The 21,888-nt window shown below is 72.4% G+C and carries 19 protein-coding genes, 1 pseudogene and 1 riboswitch; of the genes and pseudogenes, 10 read left to right on the top strand and 10 right to left on the bottom strand.

All coding sequences use genetic code 11. The features are described from left to right. Position 1 precedes the first annotated feature (1 nt). Together AC3IX6_RS33300 and AC3IX6_RS33305 are read left to right on the top strand one after the other, a co-directional pair. Entirely contained in the window at positions 2 to 214 is a 213-nt protein-coding gene (locus tag AC3IX6_RS33300; RefSeq protein ID WP_489366999.1) for a formate dehydrogenase subunit delta, read from the top strand. A 54-nt stretch (positions 215 to 268) separates the two neighbouring features. After that, positions 269 to 1,204, top strand: coding sequence for a LysR family transcriptional regulator (locus AC3IX6_RS33305; protein ID WP_489367000.1), 936 nt, complete (start codon positions 269 to 271; stop codon positions 1,202 to 1,204). Between the two features lie 60 nt (positions 1,205 to 1,264). Here AC3IX6_RS33305 and AC3IX6_RS33310 read toward each other — a convergent pair whose 3' ends face one another. Further along, a complete protein-coding gene (locus AC3IX6_RS33310; RefSeq protein WP_489367001.1) occupies positions 1,265 to 2,869 on the bottom strand; it encodes a FadD7 family fatty acid--CoA ligase in 1,605 nt (534 codons plus the stop codon). A 265-nt stretch (positions 2,870 to 3,134) separates the two neighbouring features. Here AC3IX6_RS33310 and oxc point away from each other — a divergent pair, with 265 nt between their 5' ends. Then, positions 3,135 to 4,901, top strand: coding sequence for an oxalyl-CoA decarboxylase (oxc, locus tag AC3IX6_RS33315; RefSeq protein WP_489367002.1), 1,767 nt, complete (start codon positions 3,135 to 3,137; stop codon positions 4,899 to 4,901). Positions 4,902 to 4,931: 30 nt separating this feature from the next. After that, positions 4,932 to 6,197 (top strand): formyl-CoA transferase, encoded by a 1,266-nt coding sequence (gene frc / locus AC3IX6_RS33320; RefSeq protein WP_489367003.1) that lies wholly within the window; start codon positions 4,932 to 4,934, stop codon positions 6,195 to 6,197. 74 nt (positions 6,198 to 6,271) lie between these two features. Here the strand turns inward: frc and AC3IX6_RS33325 are convergent, their stop codons facing one another. From AC3IX6_RS33325 to AC3IX6_RS33335, 3 genes are all read right to left on the bottom strand, one after another. Continuing rightward, positions 6,272 to 6,679, bottom strand: a complete 408-nt coding sequence (locus AC3IX6_RS33325) for a PAS domain-containing protein (protein ID WP_489367004.1) — start codon at positions 6,677 to 6,679, stop codon at positions 6,272 to 6,274. A gap of 108 nt (positions 6,680 to 6,787) precedes the next feature. Then, positions 6,788 to 7,636, bottom strand: coding sequence for a formate dehydrogenase accessory sulfurtransferase FdhD (gene fdhD / locus AC3IX6_RS33330; protein ID WP_489367005.1), 849 nt, complete (start codon positions 7,634 to 7,636; stop codon positions 6,788 to 6,790). 5 nt (positions 7,637 to 7,641) lie between these two features. Beyond that, the gene (locus tag AC3IX6_RS33335; RefSeq protein ID WP_489371638.1) at positions 7,642 to 8,610 is read right to left on the bottom strand and encodes a 2-dehydropantoate 2-reductase; all 969 of its coding nucleotides are present in this window, start codon (positions 8,608 to 8,610) and stop codon (positions 7,642 to 7,644) included. A gap of 225 nt (positions 8,611 to 8,835) precedes the next feature. Here AC3IX6_RS33335 and AC3IX6_RS33340 point away from each other — a divergent pair, with 225 nt between their 5' ends. Next, on the top strand, positions 8,836 to 9,510 hold the full coding sequence (locus AC3IX6_RS33340; protein WP_489367006.1) for a GntR family transcriptional regulator: 675 nt from the start codon (positions 8,836 to 8,838) through the stop codon (positions 9,508 to 9,510). 87 nt (positions 9,511 to 9,597) lie between these two features. Beyond that, a riboswitch (cobalamin riboswitch) is annotated at positions 9,598 to 9,823 on the top strand. Positions 9,824 to 9,997: 174 nt separating this feature from the next. Beyond that, entirely contained in the window at positions 9,998 to 12,319 is a 2,322-nt protein-coding gene (gene metE / locus AC3IX6_RS33345) for a 5-methyltetrahydropteroyltriglutamate--homocysteine S-methyltransferase (protein WP_489367007.1), read from the top strand. 79 nt (positions 12,320 to 12,398) lie between these two features. Here the strand turns inward: metE and AC3IX6_RS33350 are convergent, their stop codons facing one another. Beyond that, positions 12,399 to 12,845 (bottom strand): hypothetical protein, encoded by a 447-nt coding sequence (locus tag AC3IX6_RS33350; RefSeq protein WP_489367008.1) that lies wholly within the window; start codon positions 12,843 to 12,845, stop codon positions 12,399 to 12,401. A 49-nt stretch (positions 12,846 to 12,894) separates the two neighbouring features. Beyond that, positions 12,895 to 13,164: pseudogene (locus AC3IX6_RS33355) on the bottom strand (TetR/AcrR family transcriptional regulator); the annotation flags it as partial. On the opposite strand from AC3IX6_RS33355, the gene AC3IX6_RS33360 reads away from it, so the two are divergent. Beyond that, positions 13,047 to 13,355, top strand: coding sequence for an oligopeptide/dipeptide ABC transporter ATP-binding protein (locus AC3IX6_RS33360; protein ID WP_489367009.1), 309 nt, complete (start codon positions 13,047 to 13,049; stop codon positions 13,353 to 13,355). The pseudogene AC3IX6_RS33355 and the gene AC3IX6_RS33360 sit on opposite strands and share 118 nt — an antisense overlap. Before the next feature lie 75 nt (positions 13,356 to 13,430). Here AC3IX6_RS33360 and AC3IX6_RS33365 read toward each other — a convergent pair whose 3' ends face one another. Further along, on the bottom strand, positions 13,431 to 14,849 hold the full coding sequence (locus tag AC3IX6_RS33365) for a nucleobase:cation symporter-2 family protein (RefSeq protein WP_489367010.1): 1,419 nt from the start codon (positions 14,847 to 14,849) through the stop codon (positions 13,431 to 13,433). Positions 14,850 to 15,186: 337 nt separating this feature from the next. Next, positions 15,187 to 15,822 carry a helix-turn-helix domain-containing protein gene (locus AC3IX6_RS33370; protein WP_489367011.1) on the bottom strand — a complete coding sequence of 212 codons (636 nt, stop codon included), beginning with the start codon at positions 15,820 to 15,822 and terminating at the stop codon, positions 15,187 to 15,189. Between the two features lie 476 nt (positions 15,823 to 16,298). On the opposite strand from AC3IX6_RS33370, the gene AC3IX6_RS33375 reads away from it, so the two are divergent. Beyond that, entirely contained in the window at positions 16,299 to 17,735 is a 1,437-nt protein-coding gene (locus AC3IX6_RS33375; RefSeq protein ID WP_489367012.1) for a nucleobase:cation symporter-2 family protein, read from the top strand. Here the strand turns inward: AC3IX6_RS33375 and AC3IX6_RS33380 are convergent. Next, positions 17,697 to 18,950, bottom strand: a complete 1,254-nt coding sequence (locus AC3IX6_RS33380; RefSeq protein WP_489367013.1) for a DUF2254 family protein — start codon at positions 18,948 to 18,950, stop codon at positions 17,697 to 17,699. The genes AC3IX6_RS33375 and AC3IX6_RS33380 overlap by 39 nt on opposite strands. 219 nt (positions 18,951 to 19,169) lie before the next feature. Here AC3IX6_RS33380 and AC3IX6_RS33385 point away from each other — a divergent pair, with 219 nt between their 5' ends. Together AC3IX6_RS33385 and AC3IX6_RS33390 are read left to right on the top strand one after the other, a co-directional pair. Then, a complete protein-coding gene (locus AC3IX6_RS33385; protein WP_489367014.1) occupies positions 19,170 to 19,634 on the top strand; it encodes a hypothetical protein in 465 nt (154 codons plus the stop codon). 120 nt (positions 19,635 to 19,754) lie between these two features. Then, positions 19,755 to 20,480 (top strand): hypothetical protein, encoded by a 726-nt coding sequence (locus AC3IX6_RS33390; RefSeq protein ID WP_489367015.1) that lies wholly within the window; start codon positions 19,755 to 19,757, stop codon positions 20,478 to 20,480. 41 nt (positions 20,481 to 20,521) lie between these two features. Here AC3IX6_RS33390 and eno read toward each other — a convergent pair whose 3' ends face one another. Further along, on the bottom strand, positions 20,522 to 21,838 hold the full coding sequence (gene eno, locus AC3IX6_RS33395) for a phosphopyruvate hydratase (RefSeq protein ID WP_489367016.1): 1,317 nt from the start codon (positions 21,836 to 21,838) through the stop codon (positions 20,522 to 20,524). Positions 21,839 to 21,888 lie beyond the last annotated feature (50 nt).

Here is a 21,888-nt window from a genome sequence, read left to right on the forward strand (position 1 = left end):
GATGGCGGGCACCGTGCCGCCGGAGTCCAGGATGGCCAACGACATCGCCGCCCATCACGGCCACCTGGCGCCCGGAGCGGCCGCGGAGGCGATCGCGGGCCATCTGCGCCTGTTCTGGGACCCGCGCATGCGCACCCGGCTGTCCGCGCACGTCGACGCCGGCGGGGACGGGCTCCACCCGCTGGTGGTCGCCGCGGTGGGACTGATGCGCTGACCGGCACCCGCCGATACCCTTGGCCGCCCCGTGGCACCCAGCTAGGAGTCGCTCATGCTCTTCCGCCAGCTCGAGTACTTCGTGGCGGTGGCCAGGGAGCGGCACTTCGCGCGGGCGGCGGAGTCCTGCTACGTATCGCAGCCCGCGCTCTCGGCGGCGATCGCCAAGCTGGAACGGGAGCTGAACGTGACGCTCATCAACCGGGGTCACAACTACCAGGGCCTGACCCCGGAGGGCGAGCGGCTCGTCGTGTGGGCCAAGCGCATCCTCGCCGAGCAGGACGCCTTCAAGGCCGAGGTGGCCGCCGTCCAGTCGGGGATCACCGGGACGCTCCGGCTGGGCACGGACCCCACGGCCTCGACGACCCTGGCGCTCCCCGTGGCCGCGTTCTGCGCGGCGCACCCGCTGGCCAAGGTGCAGGTCCGCTCCCGCCTGTCGACGAAGGAACTGCACCGCCAGCTGAGGGAGTTCGAGCTGGACGTGGCGATCGCCCACTTCGATCCCGGCGACCAGGACGGCCTGCAGGTCGTCCCCCTGTACCAGGAGCGGTACATGCTGCTGATCTCCGCCGACCAGCTCACGCCGCAGAGCGCCTCCACCATGACCTGGGCGGAGGCCGCGCAGTTGCCGCTCGCCCTGCTGACCCCCGACATGCGGATCCGGCAGATCATCGACCGCGTCTTCGCGGAGAAGGGGCTCGTGGTGAGCCCCCAGGTGGAAACGGACTCGATCGCCTCCCTCCACGCACACGTGGGGGGAGGCGGCTGGGCGAGCATCGTGCCCCATGCCTGGCTGAGCGCGATGCCCGTGATCGGCCGGACGCGGGCGCTGCCCCTGGTCGACCCGGAGGCCGGTACGCAGATCTCGGTGGCCATCCACGCGGCGACCCCCGGCTCGGTCGCCGCGCGAGCCTTCGTCGACGCGGCGAAGGGGCTGGCGCTCGACGAGTTCTTCGACCGGGCCCGGCCGGACGGGCCCCGCGTGAGGTGAACCGAGTGGTGACGCGGGCGGTGAGCCGGGCGCCTCGAACCGGAAGGCCGGCCGGCCGCGTCACCGCGCGTACCGGGCCTCCACCGCCTGCCGGTCGAGCGCACCCTTGGCGGTGTGCGGCAGCTCGCGTACGAGGTCCAGCCGGTCGGGCACCTCGAAGGGCGCGAGCCGGTCCCGGGAGTACCGCAGGATCTGCTCGGTCCCCACGTCCTCCCCCTCGCGCACGACCACGGCGGCCCCGACCCGCTGCCCGTAGACCGGGTCGGGGACGGCGAACACGGCCACCTCGCCGACTCCCGGGCATCCGGCGATGATGTCCTCGACGTGCTCGGGCGAGATCTTCTCGCCACCGCGGTTGATGAGGTTCTTGATGCGCCCGGTCAGGGACAGGTACCCGTCCTTGTCCAGCGAACCCAGGTCACCGGTGCGCAGCCACCCCTCCACGAAACTCCGGGCCGTCTCCGCGGGGTCGTCGAGGTAGCCCCGGGTGACCGTCGGACCGTGCACCCACACCTCCCCCTGGGCGCCGGCCGGACACGTACGCCCGTGTGCGTCGACGATCCGCAGCTCCACTCCGGAGGACCGGCCGACCGACCCGTGCTTCAGGGGTCCGCGCGCCGGCAACGGTTCGCTGGCGGCCTGGTGCGTGGACTCGGTCATGCCGTACGCGGACAGCAGGGGCGCCCCGAAGGTGCGCTCCAGCGCCCGCTGCGTGGCCGTGTTCAGGGGGGCGCTGCAACTGCGGATGAACTTCAGCCGCGGCGCCCGCGCCCCCGGGAAATCGGTCTCGGCCCGGTTCAGGAGGACCTCGTGGATGGTCGGGACCGCCGTGAACCAGGTGGCGTCCACCGCCCGGACGTCGTCCCAGAAGGTGCGCGCCGAGAACCGTCCCCGGGCGGGCAGCAGCACGCGACCGCCGCCGGCCAGGGACGCCAGGAGCGAGGCGAACAGCCCGTGGCCGTGGAAGAGCGGCATCACCGCGACCGTCCCGTCCCCGGGCCCCAGCTCGTAGGTGGCGCAGATGCCCCGTACGGAGGCGGCCACGTTGGCGTGCGTCAGCGGGACCATCTTGGCGCCCGCGGTGGTGCCCGCGGTGAACAGCACCAGCGCGTCCTGCTCCGAGAGCCCGCGCGCCGCGCCGCCCGCGGGGCGCAGCGGCGGGGTCCCGGTGTCCAGGGAGACCGTCGCGGTCCCGGCCCGGGAGGCACTCACCCGCAGCGGCCACGCCGGCACGCCGGTCCCCGCGGCCGCCCGGGCTCCGATCGCGGCCGGGCCGAGCAGGAGCGCCCGGGCGCCGAGCGCTTCGAGCCGGGCGGTCAGCTGGGATCCGGGCAGCGCCGGGTCGAGCGGAGCGACCACCAGCCCGGCCCGCGCGGCGCCCAGCAGGGCGACCACGAACTCGGCGTTGTTGGCACAGAGCAGGCCCACCGCGTCGCCCCGTCGCAGACCGGCGGCGCCGAGCCGGGCCGCCACCTCGCCGGCCAGGGCCGCGAGGGCCCCGTAGGACAGGTCCACCCGGTCCCCGGTGACGACGAGCGCCCGGGCGTGCGGACGCGTCCGCACGTGCGGGTCGAGCAGATCGGCCAGCCCCGTGATCGCGGGCGGCCGGTACTCGCCCTGGTGCTCGCTCCCGTCGCACACGGATGTCTTCGCCGGAACGGCCATGACCCCACCTCCCACGCCACGTCTGATGAAGCAGTCCCCAGCGAGCCTGCGGCCGGGGGAGGTGCACGTCCAATACGCAACGGCGAACGCGCGATAACGGCTGCCTATCAAGGGAGTTGGAAGCCGGGTCCGGGGCCTCGCGGCAGCCGTCGATAGACGCCGGTTATCAGGTGGTCGCCGATGCGTCTTGGACGCGCGGAGCCCAGGTCGGGAAGGTGGAACGAGCAGCCGCACCGCAGGACCCGTCCAAGGAGGACCTCGGATCATGACCGCCCCCTCGACTCCGGAGACAGCGGCGACCGCCGACGTCCCGACCGAGCTCACCGACGGCTACCACCTGGTCGTCGACGCGCTCAAGTTGAACGACGTGGACACCATCTACGGGGTGGTCGGCATCCCGATCACCGACCTGGCCCGCCTCGCCCAGGCGCAGGGCATCCGCTACATCGGCTTCCGCCACGAGAGCAACGCGGGACACGCGGCGGCGGCGGCCGGCTACCTCACCAAGAAGCCCGGCGTGGCCCTGACGGTCTCCGCACCGGGCTTCCTCAACGGGCTCGTCGCGCTGGCGAACGCCACCACCAACTGCTTCCCGATGGTCCAGATCTCCGGCTCCAGCGAGCGCCACCTCGTCGACCTCAAGCAGGGCGACTACGAGGAGATGGACCAACTCGCCGCGGCGCAGCCGTTCGTCAAGGCCGCCTACCGGGTGAGCCGGGTCGAGGACATCGGCCGCGGCATCGCCCGGGCACTGCGCACCGCGATCTCCGGGCGCCCCGGCGGCGTGTACCTCGACATCCCGGCCGCGGTGCTCGGCTCCATCATGGACGCCGGGGCCGGCGCGGCGACCCTGAGCCGGCTCGTCGATCCCGCACCGCGCCAGCTGCCCGCACCGGAGGCGGTGGACCGGGCGATCGAGCTCCTGGCGGGGGCCCGGCGGCCGTTGATCGTACTGGGCAAGGGCGCCGCGTACGCCCAGGCGGACACCAGGATCCGCGAGTTCGTGGAGTCCACGGGCATTCCGTACGTACCGATGTCGATGGCCAAGGGCCTGCTGCCCGACGACCACCCGCAGTCGGCGGCCACCGCCCGCTCCCTGGCCCTGAAGAAGGCCGACGTCGTCGTACTCGTCGGCGCCCGCCTGAACTGGCTGCTGAACCACGGCGAAGCACCGCAGTGGAACCCCGACGCGAAGTTCGTTCAGGTGGACATCGAGCCCCGGGAACTGGACAGCAACCAGCCCATCGCGGCACCGCTCGTCGGAGACGTCGAGTCCGTGCTCGAAGCGATCGCGGAGCGGACCAAGCCCGGCCAGATCAGCGCCCCCGCCGCCTGGCGGGAGGAACTGGCGGCCCGCTCGGCGCAGAACGTCGCCAAGATGGCGGAGCGGCTGGCGGCCGACCCGCACCCGATGCAGTTCATGGGCGCCCTCAGGGCCGTGCGCGACGTCGTGCGCGAGCGCCCGGAGACGTACATCGTCAACGAGGGCGCCAACACCCTGGACATCGCGCGCAACGTGATCGACATGCACGTACCGCGCCACCGCCTCGACAGCGGCACCTGGGGCGTCATGGGCATCGGCATGGGGTACGCGATCGCCGCCGCGGTCGAGAGCGGTGCACCGGTCGTGGCCGTGGAGGGCGACAGCGCCTTCGGCTTCAGCGGCATGGAGCTGGAGACGATCTGCCGCTACGGGCTGCCCGTCGTGACCGTGGTCATGAACAACGGCGGGGTCTACCGGGGCGACGACGCCAACCCGCTCGACGAGGCCCCCTCCCCGACGACGCTGATGCTCTCGGCCCGTCACGACCTGATGATCGAGGCCTTCGGCGGCAAGGGCTACCGCGCGACCACCCCCGCCGAGGTCACCGCCGCCCTCACCGAGGCACTGGCCTCCGGCGGGCCCGCGCTCATCGACTGCGCCATCGACCCGTCGGCCGGCACCGAAAGCGGCCACATCGCCCACCTGAACCCCAAGGGCATCACCGTCGGCAACATCGTGCCGCCCAAGAAGCAGCCGTCGAAGAAGTAGCTTCCGCCCCCTCACGAGAAGGAATCCACCATGAGTGACCCGAGCCGCAAGCCGCTCGCCGGAATCAAAGTGATCGACTTCACCGGGGTCCAGGCCGGCCCCGCGTGCACCCAGATGCTCGCCTGGTTCGGCGCCGACGTCGTCAAGGTCGAGCGCATCGACGGCGGCGACGTGACCCGCCGTCAGCTCCGGGACATCCCCGACCTCGACGCCCTCTACTTCACCATGCTGAACAGCAACAAGCGTTCGCTGGCCATCAACACCAAGTCACCCGAAGGCAAAGAGGTCATGGAGCGGATGATCCGCGAAGCGGACGTCCTCGTCGAGAACTTCGCCCCGGGCGCGATGGACCGCATGGGCCTCGGCTGGGACCGGATCCACGCGCTCAACCCGCGGCTCATCTTCGGTTCCGTCAAGGGCTTCAACGACGACTCGAAGTGGAACGACCTCAAGGTCTACGAGAACGTGGCCCAGGCCGCCGGCGGCGCCGCGTCCACCACCGGCTTCTGGGACGGCCCGCCCACCATCAGCGGTTCGGCCCTCGGCGACAGCAACAGCGGCATGCACCTGCTGATCGGCCTGCTGACCGCGATCATCCAGCGCAACGCGACGGGCCTCGGCCAGAAGGTGTCGGTGTCCATGCAGGACGCCGTGCTCAACCTGACCCGGGTCAAGCTCCGCGACCAGCAGCGCCTGGAGAAGACCGGCTACCTGGAGGAGTACCCGCAGTACCCGAACGGCGAGTTCGGTGACGCGGTGCCCCGCGGCGGCAACGCCGGCGGCGGCGGCCAGCCGGGCTGGATCCTGAAGTGCAAGGGCTGGGAGAACGACCCCAACGCCTACATCTACTTCACGATCCAGGAGCAGAACTGGGCCCGCACCTGCGAGGCCATAGGCAGGCCGGAATGGACCGCGGACCCGCAGTACACCACCGCCTCGGCCCGCCAGCCGCACATCATGGACATCTTCGGCGAGATCGAGAAGTGGCTGGCGGACAAGACCAAGTACGAGGCGGTCGACATCCTGCGCACCTTCGAGGTGCCCTGCGCCCCCGTGCTCAGCATGAAGGAGCTCGCCGCCGACCCCGACATGCGCAAGAGCGGCACGATCGTCGAGGTCGAGCAGAAGGAACGCGGCACCTACCTGACGGTGGGCAGCCCGATCAAGTTCTCCGGCTTCACGCCCGAGATCGAGGGCGCGCCGCTGCTCGGCGAGCACACCGACGAGGTGCTCGCCGGCCTCGGCTACGACGCGGACGCCATCCGCAGGCTCCACGAGGGCCGGGTCGTCGCCTGACCCACCCGAACCGGAAACCCAGGTGCCCTGCACGCGGTCCTCGCGTGCAGGGCACCTGGGCGTGTGCGGTGGTGTCAGGCCGGCCGCGCCTTCTCCCGGGCCCGTCGCGCGGTGACGTCCCGGATGACCGCGCCGCAGTGGCCGGCCGCGCCGTCGGGACCGGCCAGCAGCACCACGCTGAACTCGATGGACAGCCTGCGGCCGTCCGCCCCCACGGCGGGCACCGCCAGCAGATCGGCCTCCCCGTACCGGCTCGCCCCCTTCTCCATCGCGCTCACGAAACCGTCCCCGTGACGCTTGCGGTGCTTCTCGGGGATGATCAGGTCCAGGCTGCGCCCGGCGACCTCCGCGGCGGAGTACCCGAAGATGCGCTCGGCGCCCCGGTTCCAGTAGCGGATCAGTCCTTCGCGGTCGACGATCACCATGCCGTCGGGTGCCTGGGCGGCCATGCCCAGCACGACTTCGGGATCGAGCTCCGTCATGTCTCTCCTCGATTCAATGTCCTTGGAACATGGCTGAGGCGGGGCCTCTCCGGCGCAGGGGGCGCTCCCCGCCGGTAGAGACCCCGCCGCCGTGCAGCGGGGAGCGGGTCAGCCCCGGGAGGCCGCGGCCCGCAGGGCGATGCGGTGCTCGCCCGCGTACACGTTCATGGAGGCGCCGCGAAGGAATCCGACGAGGGTCAGGCCCGTCTCCGCGGCCAGGTCGACCGCGAGGGAGGACGGGGCCGACACCGCCGCGAGCACCGGAATGCCCGCCATCACCGCCTTCTGCGCCAGTTCGAAGGAGGCCCGCCCCGAGACCAGCAGCACGGTCCGCGACAGCGGCAGCATGCCGCCGCGCAGGGCGCGGCCGACCAGTTTGTCGACCGCGTTGTGCCGGCCCACGTCCTCGCGGACGTCGACGAGCTCGCCGTCCTCGGTGAACAGCGCGGCCGCGTGGAGCCCCCCGGTCCGGTCGAAGACCCGCTGGGCCGCCCGTAGCCGGTCGGGGAGACGGGCGAGCAGTGCGGGATCCAGCCGGACCGGGGGAGTGTCGTGGATCGGCCAGCGGGCCGTCGTGCGGACGGCGTCCAGGCTCGCCTTGCCGCACAGGCCGCAGGACGAGGTCGTGTACACGTTGCGTTCGAGCGTGATCTCGGGCAGCACCAGGCCGGGAGCCGTCCGCACGTCGACGATGTTGTACGTGTTGGCTCCGCCGGCCGTGGCTCCCGCGCAGTACAGGATGTTCCGCAGCTCCTCGGCGCTGCCCAGCACCCCTTCGCTGACGAGGAATCCCGCCGCCAGGGCGAAGTCGTCGCCCGGAGTGCGCATCGTGATGGCCAGGGGCCTGCCGTTGAGCCGGATCTCCATGGGCTCCTCGGCGACGAGGGTGTCGGGCCGGGTGGAGACCGCGCCCTCCCGGATGCGGAGCACCTTGCGTCGTTCCGTGACCCGTCCCACGGCGATCACGCCGTCCGCAGCGCGAGCAGGTCCGAGATGGCGTGGACGGTCCGGAGCGTCTGCACGGGAACCCCGGTGATCTCCGCCAGCTCCACCACGGCCGCCAGCAGCACGTCGAGTTCGAGCGGCTTGCCGCGCTCCAGGTCCTGGAGCGTGGAGGTCCGGTGGTCGCCGACGCGTTCCGCGCCGGCCAGCCGGCGTTCGATGGAGACCCCGACCTTGCAGCCGAGGGCCTCGGCGACCGCGAGGGTCTCCGTCATCATGACCTCGATGACCTTGCGCGTGCCGCCGTGCAGGCACATCTCCCGCATCGTGGCCCGGGACAGCGCACTGATCGGGTTGAAGGAGATGTTGCCGAGCAGCTTGACCCAGATGTCGTTGCGCAGGTCCTGTTCGACCGGGCACTTGAGGCCGCCCTCCTGCATGGCCTCGCTGAACGCGAGGCAGCGCTCGGAGAGGGACCGGTCGGGCTCGCCGATGGAGAAGCGGGTGCCTTCGAGGTGGCGCACGACCCCCGGACCCGCCAGCTCCGTCGCCGCGTAGACCACGCAGCCGATGGCCCGTTCGGGCGCGAGGACGGCGCTGACCGCGCCGCCGGGATCCACGCTCTCGATGCGGTGGCCCTCGTGCGGTCCGCCGTGCCGGTGGAAGTACCACCAGGGGATGCCGTTCTGGGCGGCGATCACGGCGGTGCCCTCGTGCAGCAGCGGCTCGATGAGCGGCCCGCACGCCGCGTACGAGTTGGCCTTGAGGCCGAGGAAGACGTAGTCGACCGGACCGATCCCGGCCGGGTCGTCGGTGGCGTGGGCACGGGCGGTGAAGTCTCCGCGGGGGCTGAGCACCCGGACCCCGTGCTCCCTCATGGCCGCCAGATGGGGTCCGCGGGCGACGAGGTGCACATCGGCGCCCGCCCGGTGCAGCGCGGCACCGACGTAGGCGCCGATCGCACCGGCGCCCAGAACTGCGACTTTCACCATGTGGCACTCCGTTCGGTCGAGGGTACCGAGGAACTGCCGAACGTTGTCGACGAAATATTGTCTACAGGATGGAATCCTGGTCGGCAAGGGCTGACGCAGGCCGGGGGAGGGGGAGTTGGCCGTCCGGGTGGTCGGCGCGGTGCGCCGTAGACTGTAGGCGAAAGACAATCCATCATGGGGTTTCGCTACGCAGCCGACGGCGCTGCCCAGGAGGGGACCGCGATGTTGTCGACAGGACTGCCGCAGGGGGCGGTGCCCAAACTCGAACGGCCCGGCCCGCTGCGTGACCGCGTCTACGGGGCCCTGCTGGAGCTCATCACCACCCGCGCCCTCCAGCCCGGGCAGCACCTCGTCGAGAGCGAACTCGCCGGACACCTCGGGGTGTCCCGGCAGCCGGTACGGGAGGCGCTGCAGCGTCTGAGCACCGAGGGATGGGTCGATCTGCGGCCCGCCCAGGGGGCGTTCGTGCACGAGCCGACCGAGGAGGAGGCGGACCAGCTCCTCACGGTCCGCACGCTCCTGGAGGCCGAAGCCGCCCGGCTGGCCGCCGCCCACGCCGGCGCCGAGGCCGTCGCCGCGCTCGAAGAGCTGTGCGCGCAGGGGGAGCGGGCCGTCGCCGCGGACGACGTGGACACCGCGGTCAGGGCGAACGCCCGGCTCCACGCGAAGATCATGGAGCTCGCGGGCAACGCCGTCCTCGCCGAGCTGGCCGCGCAGGTGGACCGGCGCGTCCGCTGGTACTACACCCCCGTCGCCCGCCAGCGGGGCCACCAGTCCTGGGTGGAGCACCGCGAGCTGATCGCGGCGATCGCGAACCGTGACGGGCAGGCCGCGACGGCGATCATGCGCGCGCACACGGAACACACCCGCAAGACGTACCACGAGCGGGACAAGTAGCCGGTCACGGCGGGGAGGTCCCCTCCCGTGTCCCATTTCACCATCCGACATGTGGGAAGGCGCGCCCGTTCCCCGGCCGCCCGCCCTACTGTGGGCCTCGCAGCTGGTTCGCCCCCGTCCGCCAGGCGGGACGCGTCGTAAGAGGGAACCCGGTGGGAATCCGGGACTGCCCCGCAGCGGTGAGCGGGAACGACCGCCGTCATACGCACTGGGACCTGAACCGGTCCTGGGAAGCGACGGCCATTAGGTGCCCGCCGGGAGACCGGCAGGCGAGCCCGCGAGTCCGAAGACCTGCCCGTTGCCCGTGAGCGATCGACCGCGCACGGTTTCCCGGTGACCTCGTGGGCGGGTCGGCGTGCACCTCAGGCGGACCCTCCCGTCGCGTACCCCAGCCGTACGCGACCCCGGCGGTCCGCCCGTTCCGGCACCCTTCGCCTCCGCGACCCGTCACCGGGTTCATGGAGACACGCTCGCGAAGGAGAGTTCCGTGACCACCGAGTCCGCAGCCGCGCCCGTACGGGCCACCGTGTACGGCTACCCCCGCCAGGGACAGAACCGCGAACTGAAGAAGGCGGTCGAGGGCTACTGGAAGGGCCGCGTCAGCGCCGAAGCCCTCCGGGAGACCGCCCGCGACCTGCGCCGGACCAACTGGGCCCAGCTCGCCGGGGCCGGCATCACCGAGGTTCCGACCGGCGACTTCTCGTACTACGACCACGTCCTGGACACCACGGTCATGGTCGGCGCGATCCCCGACCGCCACCGGGCCGCCGTCGCGGAGGACGCCCTGGACGGCTACTTCGCGATGGCGCGCGGCACCCAGGACGTGGCCCCGCTCGAGATGACCAAGTGGTTCGACACGAACTACCACTACCTGGTCCCCGAACTCGGACCCGACACCGTCTTCACCGCCGAATCCGCCCGACAGGTCGCGGAGTTGAAGGAGGCCCTGGCCCTCGGTCACACCGCCCGCCCGGTCCTGGTCGGACCGGTGACCTACCTCCTCCTCGCCAAGCCCGCACCCGGCGTGGCCCCCGGCTTCGAGCCGCTCGCCCTGCTCGACCGGCTGCTGCCCGTCTACGCCCAGGTCCTCGCGGACCTGCGCGCGGCGGGCGCCGCATGGGTCCAGCTCGACGAACCGGCCCTGGTCCAGGACCGCACCCCGGCCGAACTGAACGCGGCGGCCCGCGCCTACCGCGAGCTCGGCGGCCTCACCGAGCGCCCCAAGCTGCTCGTCGCCTCCTACTTCGACCGGCTCGGTGACGCCCTGCCCGTCCTGGCGAAGGCACCCGTGGAGGGGCTCGCCCTCGACTTCACCGACCGGGCCGCAGCCAACCTCGACGACCTCGCCGCCGTCGGCGGCCTCCCCGGCAAGCGCCTGGTCGCCGGCGTGGTCAACGGCCGCAACATCTGGATCAACGACTACCAGAAGTCGCTGACTACCCTCGGCACCCTCCTCGGCCTCGCCGACCGGGTCGACGTGGCCGCGTCCTGCTCCCTGTTGCACGTCCCGATCGACGCCGACGCCGAGCGGGACACCGACCCGCAGATCCGGCGCTGGCTCGCCTTCGCCCGCCAGAAGACCACCGAGATCAGCACACTGGCCCGCGGACTGGCCCGGGGCACCGACGCGATCGCGGCCGAACTCGCCGCGAACCGGGCCGGCCTGGCCTCCCGCACCGCCTCCCGCATCACCCACGACCCGGCCGTCCGCGCCCGCACCGCGGCGATCACCGAGGCCGACGGCCACCGCGCCCAGTCCTACGCCGAACGGGCCGCCGCCCAGCGCGCCCACCTCGGCCTGCCGCTGCTCCCCACCACCACCATCGGCTCCTTCCCGCAGACCACGGACCTGCGCACGGCCCGCGCCGACCTGCGCGCCGGACGCATCGACACGGCGGCCTACGAGGACCGCATCCGCGCAGAGATCCGGGAGGTCCTCTCCTTCCAGGAGAAGACGGGCCTCGACGTGCTCGTGCACGGGGAGCCCGAACGGAGCGACATGGTGCAGTACTTCGCCGAGCAGCTCACGGGCTACCTCGCCACCCAGCACGGCTGGGTCCAGTCCTACGGCACCCGTTACGTCCGCCCGCCCGTGCTCGCCGGGGACGTCTCCCGTCCCGACCCGATGACCGTCCGCTGGACCACGTACGCGCAGGCGCAGACGGCCAAGCCGGTCAAGGGCATGCTCACCGGCCCGGTCACCATGCTCGCCTGGTCCTTCGTACGCGACGACCAGCCCCTCGGCGAGACCGCGCGCCAGGTCGGACTCGCCCTGCGCGACGAGGTCGACGACCTTGAGGCGGCCGGTACTTCGGTCATCCAGGTCGACGAGCCCGCCCTGCGGGAAACCCTGCCGCTGCGCGCCGCCGACCACGCCGCATACCTGGCGTGGGCCACGGAATCCTTCCGCCTCACCACCAGCGGCGTCCGGCCGGACACCCAGATCCACACCCACATGTGCTACGCGGAGTTCGGGGACATCGTCGAGGCCATCGAGCACCTCGACGCCGACGTCATCAGCCTGGAGGCGGCCCGCTCCCACATGCAGGTCGCCGACGAGCTCGCCGGCGCGGGCTACCCGCGCGAGGTCGGCCCCGGCGTCTGGGACATCCACTCCCCCCGCGTCCCCTCGGCCGGTGAAGCGGCGGCCCTGCTGCGCAAGGGACTTGGGGCGATCCCCGCCGAACGCCTCTGGGTCAACCCCGACTGCGGTCTGAAGACCCGCGGCTGGCCCGAGACGAGGGCCTCGCTGGAACACCTCGTCGAGGCCGCCCACCGGGTGCGCGCGGAGGTCCCGCCGCACGCCTGATCCCCACGGACCGGCCGGCACACGGGACGCCCGTGTGCCGGCCGGGCGGGGGCCGTCCGCGTACGGGCCGGGGCCCGGCTCAGCCGGCCGCCGGGTGGCCGCAGCGGAACAGCGGGTCCCCGGTGTCGAAGGGGACGTCCTCCCGGGAGTCCGCCACGGCGGCCACGGAGGAGGGCAGGTCGAACGGGAGGCTTCCCGTCGCCGGCGCCCGACCGAGGGCCGCGTCGAGCACCAGCTCGTCGGCGGCCCCGAACTCCCCCAGGAGGAAAACGGATCGGCCGACCAGCGGCGTGAGAACGGCGATCCGGACCACGGCGGCGTCGGCGTCCTCGGGCCGGTCCACGACCGTGCCGTACCGGGCGGCGACGGCCGGTACGACCTGCTCGGCCACGGACAGTTCCTCCACGCCCCAGTTCCGCGGCGGGAGGGTGGTGATCCCGGGGGTCTCGGTGCCGGTGATGGCGTTGAAGTCGGTGCAGACGACTCCGTCGAAGCCGTACCGCTCGCGCAACAGGCCGGTGATCACGTCCCGGTTGAAGTTGGCGCCGACCTCGCGCAGGCCCGGGGTGGGCGACGTCGGCCCGGCGGCAGACCTGGTCGACCGTGGTGCGCTCGAAGCCCTGCTGCTCGAAGAGGTCGAGCGCCGCCGTGCGGATGGTCTCGCGGGTGCGGGCCTTCTTGCGGTCGCGCATGCCCGGTTCCGCCACGGGGGCGTTCTCCTGCATCGGTGTGCCGCGCTCATCACCCACGACATCGGACTGCTCTACGGCCGGGCCGAGCGCATCGCGGTCATGTACGGCGGCCGGATCGTCGAGACCGGCCCCACCGCGACCGTCACCGAACATCCCGCCCACCCCTACACCCCTACACCGCCGCGCTGCGCGCGGCCGTGCCCGAGCCGGGCCGTTCCCTCGGCGACACCGGTCTGCTGCCCGCCGACCCGCCGTCCCCGCTGGCCCCGCCCTCCGGCTGCCGCTTCCGCACCCACTGCCCGCTCGCCGACGCCCGGTGCGCCACGATGGTCCCCGGCTCCTGAGACCAACGCGACGATCCGACCGGCATCTCGCGAGGAGACGCCGGCCGGATCGTCGGTGGTCAGGCTGCCCGGGCGTCAGTGCACGGGCACGGCGGAGGCGGGCTCCCTTTCCGCGGTGTCGTCCTGATCGGTGCGGCCGATGTGGTTGAAGGCGAGGTTGAGCAGCACCGCGGCGACGCAGCCGGTGCTGATGCCCGAGTCGAGGATGATGCGCATGCTCTCGGGGAAGCCGTGGTAGAAGCCCTCGCTGGCCATGGGGATCACGCCGATGCCGAGGCTGATGGCGACGATGAGGACGTTGTCACCGCGTTCGAGGCCTGCCTGGGCGAGGGTCTGGATGCCGCTGGCGGCCACCGTGCCGAACAGGGCGAGACCGACGCCGCCGAGGACGGGCTGCGGCACCAGGGAGACGACCGAAGCGAGGAACGGGCACAGGCCCAGCAGGATGAGGATGCCGCCGCTCGCCGCGACGACGTAGCGGCTGCGGACCTTGGTGATGGCGACCAGACCGACGTTCTGGGCGAAGGCGCTGGCGGCGAAGCCGTTGAAGACGGGGCTCAGCGCGGTGCCCAGGCCGTCCGCGCGCAGCGCCGCGGCGAGGGTCTTCTCGTCCGCGGGCTTGTCGACGATCTGGCCGAGGGCGATGACGTCGGCCGTGCTCTCGGTCATCGAGACGACCATCACGATCATCATGGAGATGATCGCGGCGGCGGCGAACTGCGGAGCGCCGAAGTGGAAGGGCGTGGGGAAGCCGACCACGTCGGCGTCGGCGACGGCGCTGAAGTCCGCGAGCCCCAGGGGCAGGGCGATCAGGGTGCCGGCGAGGAGCCCGAGCAGGATGGATATCTGCTTGAGGAACCCGCGCAGCACCCTGCGGAGCACCACGGTGATCAGCAGGGTCACCGCGGCGAGGCCGATGTACTTGACGTCCCCGTAGTCCGCGGCCCGCGGGTTGCCGCCCTGGGCCCAGTTGAAGGCGACGGGCAGCAGGGACAGGCCGATCAGGGTGATGACGGTGCCGGTGACGACGGGCGGGAAGAACCGGATGAGCTTGCAGAACCAGGGGGCGAGCAGGAAGCCGAACAATCCGGCCACGATCACGGCGCCGTAGATCACGGGCAGTGCGTCTTCGGGGCCCTCGGCCTTGGCGATGGCCAGCATCGGGGCCACTCCGGCGAAGGAGACGCCGTTGACGAAGGGGAGGCGCGCGCCGATGTTCCAGAAGCCGAGCGTCTGCAGCAGGGTGGCGATGCCCGCGGCGAAGAGGCTCGCGCTCATCAGGAACGCGATCTCGCCCTGGCTCAGTCCCACACCGATGCCGACGACCAGGGGCGGGGCGACGACACCGGCGTACATGGCCGCCACGTGCTGGAGGCCGGCGCCGAGGAGCTTTCCGAACGGCAGGGTCTGGTCGACGGGATGCTTCGCGGCGGGGGCCGCGGCCGGGTCCGGCGCGGGGGGAGGGGTGGAGCCGGGCGTGGCGGTGGGCGACATGGAAGGTACCTCCAGGACTGCTGTGGCACGGCGGTGCCGGAGGAGGGGCGCGCTGGGGCGCGACCGATGCCTCGGGGGCCGTGTGGACTGGTTCGATGACGCAGTCGAGCGGGCGACAGGAGGGCCCGGGGGGCATGGAGGTGCCCTGAGTGACGGGGAACGGGGGAGTTGCCCGAACCCGGGGTGCCGTGGGGTGAGCGAGCCCCGACGGCCCTGCCGAAGACTGCATGAACGGATCGTCCACGATGCGGAAAGCAGTTTCCGTATGGCTGGGTGGCTCTAGTGCCTCACGCGGCGGGGGTCGTGTCAAGACCCGGGATGCGGGAGGCGGGCGGGGTCAGGCTCCCTGCGGGCGCAGCCGCTGCCACAGCTGCCCGTCGATCCGGTCGAGGAAGGCCAGGGCCTCGCGCTCGACGGCTTCGGCGGCGCTGCCGGTCCGGCCGTGGTTGTCGATCCGCTGGTACTCCAGGTGGAGCTGCTCCAGGGCGCGTTGGATCTCCGCCGGCTCCACGGGCACGATCTTCGCGACGGGGCGCACGTAGTTCGGCCACCACCCGGTGACCGCCTCCCGCAGCAGCACGCGCAACTGCCCCGTCCTGCCGCACGCCCCGACGAAGCAGGCGGGCGGCGGCCGGAGCACCTCGAAGAGCGCCTGGGTCTGCCGTCCCGACCCGCGCCAGCGGTTGCGCCGTTCCGCTTCGGCGTAGCGGTCGCGGGTCATACCGACCCCCGTGGCCGCCTGCTCCACCGTCAGCCCGAGGAGCGTCCGGCACTGCAGGAGCGTGGCCGGTTCGCCGAGCAGGTCGCCCGGCGCACACCACAACGCGGCGGCCAGTGCCTTGATCTGATGACCCGTCGGCACCTGTGCCCCCTGCTCCCAGGCCAGGAGCGTGCCGGGGTGGAGCGGGTGTCCCTGGAAGGCCGATACGGCCCAGGCGACCTGGCCGTGCGTGAGTCCGAGCCGCTCGCGCACGCCGGCAGCGCGGCGGGGGTCCAGTGGGGGATAGGGGGATATTTCGCCCTCGGAAGGTCTGTGGAGATCGTCTTGGGATGGCATAGCCGCACACCGTAGGGCGACGGCGAGCCCCAGCCAAGGCCTGCGGAATCCGCGGGGTGCCCGGGGCGCCGGTCTACGCGCGCCGAAAGGCCCCGGTCAACGGGGATTGTGCGTACATCCAAAGAATCGAAGGAATCGATTCGCCGCCCTGGAGGAGTTGACGGCCGGGGGGTCGGTTCGTAGGGTCGCAGTCGTCCACAGTGGAAAGTAAATTCCGCAATGAGGAATCTGACCGTTCTCCGTACCCCGGATACCGGCACGATTTCCGTATCCCTCCGGGCAAGTCCGTCCACTTGTCCGGCTCTTCCGGCCGTGCTTGCTCCACCCCGACCGTCCCCGCCGCCCGCCGGCCGGGAGGTCTCTCGGAGGGACTCTCCCCCTTGCGCTCCCCTATGCCCTTCACGCCCGAACGCTCCGCTTCGACCCTCCCCGTCCATCCCGCGGACGAGGTCCTGCCCCTGCGGCGGATGGTCCCCGCCGCCCTGCAACACGTGGCCAGCATGTACGCGGGCCTCGCGGCGCCCCCGCTGATCATCGGCGGCGCCCTGGGCCTGACCGCGGCGCAGCTCACCGTGCTGCTGGCCGCGAGCCTCGTGGTCGCGGGCCTGGCCACCGTGGCCCAGACGCTGCGGTTCTGGGGCGTCGGGGCCGGGCTGCCCGTCACCAACGGCGTCTCCTTCGCCGTGGTGTCACCGGTCCTCGCCGCCTCCGTGTCACAGGGGCAGGACCCGCTGCCCCTGGTGTTCGGCGCCACCCTCGTCGCCGGGGCCGTCTGCTTCCTCCTGGCCCCGGCCTTCTGCCGGCTCCTGCGCTACTTCCCGCCCGTCGTCAGCGGTTCCGTCATCACACTGGTCGGCCTCTCGCTGCTGCCGGTGGCCGGGGAATGGGCCCGGGGCGGCGACCCCGCGTCCTCCGGCTACGGCTCGCCGTCCAACCTCGCGCTCGCCGCCGGAACCCTCGCCTTCACGCTCCTCCTCCACCGGCTCCTCAGCGGACGCTTCCTGCAGCGGGTCGCCATCCTGCTCGGCCTCATCGCCGGCACGGCCGCCGCGGTACCGATGGGCAAGGTGGATTTCCAAGCCCTCTCCCAGGCACCGCTGTTCGCGCTCCCGGAGCCGTTCGCCTTCGGCGCCCCGCAGTTCGAGGTGCCGGTCATCGCCACCATGCTCGTCATCATGCTCGTCTCCATGACGGAATCCACCGCCTCCCTGATCGCGGTGGGATCGGTCGTCGACCGGCCGGTCGACGACCGCGTCATCACGGGCAGCCTGCGCGCCCAGGGGCTGGGCACCGCACTCGGCGGCGTCCTGGGTGCCTTCGTGAGCACCGCCTACGCACAGAACGTCGGCCTGGTCGCGATCAGCCGCATCCGCAGCCGGTACGCGGTCACCCTGTGCGGAGCGATCCTGGTCCTCATGGGCCTCGTGCCGGTCCTGGGCTCGCTCGTCGCGCTCGTGCCGCTGCCCGTGCTCGGCGGGGCGGCGGTCGTCTTCTTCGGCTCGATCACCGTCGCCGGGATCCGGACCCTGGCCAAGGCCTCCCTGGGCACCGGGCACAACGGCATCATCGTGTCCGTCGCCCTCGCCTTCGGTCTCTTCCCCGTCGCGTCGGCCGACTTCTACGAGCGGCTCCCCGCGCCCGTCGCCCTGGTGCTGGGGTCGGGCATCACGGCGGGATGCCTCGTCGCCGTCCTCCTCAACCTGCTGCTGAACCACTTCGGCCGGGGCAGCGAAGCCAACGAGAGCCACGTCCCCACCGCCCAGGTCAACGCCTACGACGGCATGGGCGGTTCACGCGCTACGGGGGGTGGGGCCCGTACCGCCGGGTGAGGTCCCGTCCGGCCAGGTGAGCGGGTACCTCTCGCGCCCGGCCCGGTCGACCCACCGGAGCCGGTCCCGTACGACACCGCGCCGGCTCTCCGGGGCCCGCTCCGCCAGCCTGCCCAGCAGGTCGCGCATCCTGCGCAGGGCCATCGGGGAGCCGGCGGCGACGTAGAGGAGGTCGTCGACGGCCGTCCGCAGGTACCCCTCCCAGTCGGGCACGGGGACCGTCACCCGCAACCGGCCGGCCCCGTCGGCGAAGTGACCGATGCTCAGCTCGCGTCCGGCGAGACGGGTCAGCAGGTCCTCGATGCGGTCCAGGCTCTCCACCGCCGTGGCCGGGTCGTTCACGGCGGGGGAGAGCGCGCGCAGCGCGATGTCGGCGAGGAGTCTGAAGGGCAGATCGGGGTCCTGGCCGAAGGTGCGCTCGACCCCGGTCTCCAGGGCGCCGCGCAGCACCGCCTCGGGCACCTCGCCGCCGGTCACCTCGGCCAGCGCCATGCCCCGCGACACGGTCGCTCCCGGGGGGACGAGGAAGGCGATGGAGCAGTCGCGCTCCCTGGCCGCGCCGACCAGGGCGCGTACGTTGATCTGCTGGACCACCACCGCCGGTCCCGACCACAGGACGGCCGTGGCCCCGGCCGCCACGGGCGGTGGGGCCGGGTCCGGGTCGGTGTCCGGGCTCGAGTCCGGGTCGTACGGCCGTCCGTACAGGTCGTCGAACAGCCGGTGCGCCCGCATGGCGATCGCGCTCAGGGAATGGCCGAGCTGGATCGACTGGAACGCTCCCGTCTGCAACGACCGCATGAGCGCGAGCGCGATCAGGGTGAGCACCATGGCGGTGCCGGGAACGAGGGTCGAGACGGTCGCCCTGCGGGCGCCGACGGCCAGCCCCGAGGTGATGCTGAAGACGAACACGCCGACGGTGAAGGCGAACGCACGCCACACGATCGGGTCGTCCCGGAAGAGTCCGAGGCGCGGGGTGAAGGTGGTGGCGGAGAACTGGACGACCAGGAACAGCATCGAATAGATGATGCTCACCAGGCTGATGACACCGAATCCGAGGGTGAACAGGAGCGTCACCACGGGTCCGGCGTCCACCTGCGGACCCAGCGAGAGCCTGGGGACCAGCACCCCCAGGACCAGCCCGGCGACCGCGCAGACGAGCTGGGCCAGATCCCTGCGCATCGCACGCCTCGGGCGGTGGAAAGCCGAGCCGGACATCCAGCCTCCTCCAGGTCCCGGTGAGATGTGCACCCCTCCGATGAGGATGCAACCACGGGAGCCCCGAGAGCGGGCGGGCGAAATGCCGGATACATCTGATTTCGTGGAGTCTTGGCGTCTGGGAGCGGTCCGTGTGCGGAGGGAGGCTTCCCCTGTCGTACGTCTGGTGTCAACGGGGCTGCCGCACAGCGGATTCCGGGCGCCGGATAGGGTCGGGGCGTGATCACGGCCGGAGCTGCATCCAGCGCGAAGCGGGTCCGCCGGCCGGCGGGTGCGCTGCGACTGCTGTGGCCGGCGGCCCTGTTGTTCGCGCTGCTCTACACGCATGCCGCCGGAGCCGACACCGCCTCGGCGCACGTCGCCCGCGGGGCCGTCCCCGTCGCCCACCTGGATGCCATCGGGGCCGGTGCCGGCGACACCCCTGACGCCGTCGGCATCGCCGACCCCCACGGCGCCGGGGCGCCCCACGGGCACGGCGACGGCGGCGGGCACGCGCACGCCGCCGAGGCGTGCGTCTCCGGCCACCCCCAGCAGGGTGCGGAGCTGCCCGAGCCGCCGATGGTTCCCCTCGGCGATCAGTCCCCCGCCGTCGCCGCGATGCGGCCGGCCCGGTGGGAGCGGACCGCCGCGTCCGGCCTCCCGCCCTTGCGAAGCGTCCTCGGCTCCGTGGTGCAGCAGGTATAGGACCGGGCACTTTGCCCCGCTCTGATCTGACCTGACCCGACTCTCATCGCAGACCCCGGGCCGCCCTCGCGCGGTCGGCCGGGTGATGAGCCATGCACGCAGCACCAAAGGAACTCGCACGTGACTTCGACCCAGCTCTTCGGCGCCCGGACCGCGGACACCTCGCCGGACTCTCCCGCCACGGGACGCGCCGCCCGGCGCAAGCACCACGCCGGCATGGCCCGGCGGCGGTCCCTGGCCGCCCGGTACCTCGGCTACGTCGGCTACTTCGTCGGCGCCGGCCTCATCAGCGGCGCCGTCGTCCACCACCCGCTCGACCCCGACCGCTACACCCGCATCGCCGTGTACGGCGCCCTCGTCTTCCTCGCCGCGACCGTCCTCAACGAGTTCGTGCTCACCAGGGAGCGCCCGGGGCTGCCCCGCCTGCTGCTGGTGATGGGCGCCTCGCTGCTGCTGTCCTTCGGCATCGGCATGCTCAGCGGCGGCTTGCAGCACTTCGACGACTTCCCCGCCCGCGGAGCCGTCCTGGTCCCCGCCGGGCTGGTCGTCTCCTTCGTCGCCTACGTGATCAAGGACGCGGACACCCCGGCACGCCGGATCTTCGGCGTCGTCGGCCTGGCGGTCCTCGTCACCGCGTCCCTCGCCTTCCTCGGCCTGCGGGAAGTCGCCGCCTCCATGGAGAGCGCGTCCTCCGGAGGCGGCCACAGCCACGGCACCGCCGAAGAACCCGCGGCCGACGACCAGGCTCCCGCCGCCACCGCCCCGGCGAGCCCGGCCCCCGGAGCGTCGCCCACCGCGAAGCCCGCTCCCGCGGCCCCTTCGCACGCGGACGGTCACGCCCACTGAGCCCAGAGGGCCCCGCACCCACGGGTGCGGGGCCCCGCCGTTCAGGCCCCGCGCAGTGCGGAGCGGCCCGCGAAGCGGGCCGAGGAGCCCAGCTCCTCTTCGATCCGGATCAGCTGGTTGTACTTGGCCGTCCGGTCGGACCGGGACAGCGACCCGGTCTTGATCTGACCGCAGCCGGACGCCACCGCCAGGTCCGCGATGGTGGTGTCCTCCGTCTCGCCCGAGCGGTGCGACATCACGGCCGTCCAGCCAGCCTGGTGGGCCGTGGCCACGGCGGCCAGCGCCTCGGTCAGGGTGCCGATCTGGTTGACCTTGATCAGGATCGAGTTGCCGGCGCCGGTGCGGATGCCCTCGCGCAGCAGCGTCTCGCTGGTGCAGAACAGGTCGTTGCCGGTGAGCTGGCAGCGGTCGCCGACGCGGGCGGTCAGCTCGCGCCAGCCCTCCCAGTCGTTCTCCGCCATCGGGTCCTCGACGGAGAGGATCGGGTAGGCGTCGATCAGCTTGACCAGGTAGTCGACGTTCTCCGACGGGGTGCGCCGCACTCCCTCGCCCGCGTAGTCGTAGACCCCGTCGCGGCAGAACTCGGAGGACGCCGGGTCCATGATCAGGCCGATGTCGGTGCCGGGACGGTAGCCGGTGCGCTCGATGGCGGCCATCACGAAGTCGAGGGCCTCCTCGGCGGTGCGCAGCGCGGGCGCGAAGCCGCCCTCGTCGCCGACGCCGGTGGAGTGGCCGGCGGCCAGGAGGTCGCGGCGCAGGGTGTGGAAGACCTCGCGGCCCATCCGGACGGCTTCGGCGAAGGTGTCCGCGCCCACGGGCGCGATCATGAACTCCTGGAAGTCCAGCGGATTGTCGGCGTGGGCCCCGCCGTTGACGATGTTCATCATCGGCAGCGGCAGGAGGTGGGCCTCGGCGCCGCCGAGGTAGCGGTACAGGGGCAGGCGGTGGGCCGCCGCGGCGGCCTTCGCGGCGGCGAGGGAGACGCCGAGGATCGCGTTGGCGCCGAGCCGGGACTTCGTGGCGGTCCCGTCGAGGGCGATCAGGGCGGCGTCGAGACCGGCCTGGTCCGCCGCGTTCCGGCCCCGTACGGACGTCGCGATCTCCCCGTTGGCGTGGGCCACGGCCCGGTCGACGCCCTTGCCGTGCCAGCGCGTCGCGTCCCCGTCGCGCAGTTCCACGGCCTCCCGGGCGCCGGTCGAGGCGCCCGAGGGGACGGCGGCGCGCCCCAGGGATCCGTCCGCCAGGACGACGTCGACCTCGACCGTGGGGTTGCCCCGGCTGTCGATGATCCGGCGGGCGGTGACGGTCTCGATGGTGGTGCCGGCGATGTCGGTGGTTCCGGCTGCCTGTGTGGACATGGGTGGTTCCTCCCCGTTCCAGCGTGTCGTGGCCCCGGCTGCGACAGCGC

It is taken from the genome of Streptomyces sp. GL_141 (genome assembly GCF_057834385.1).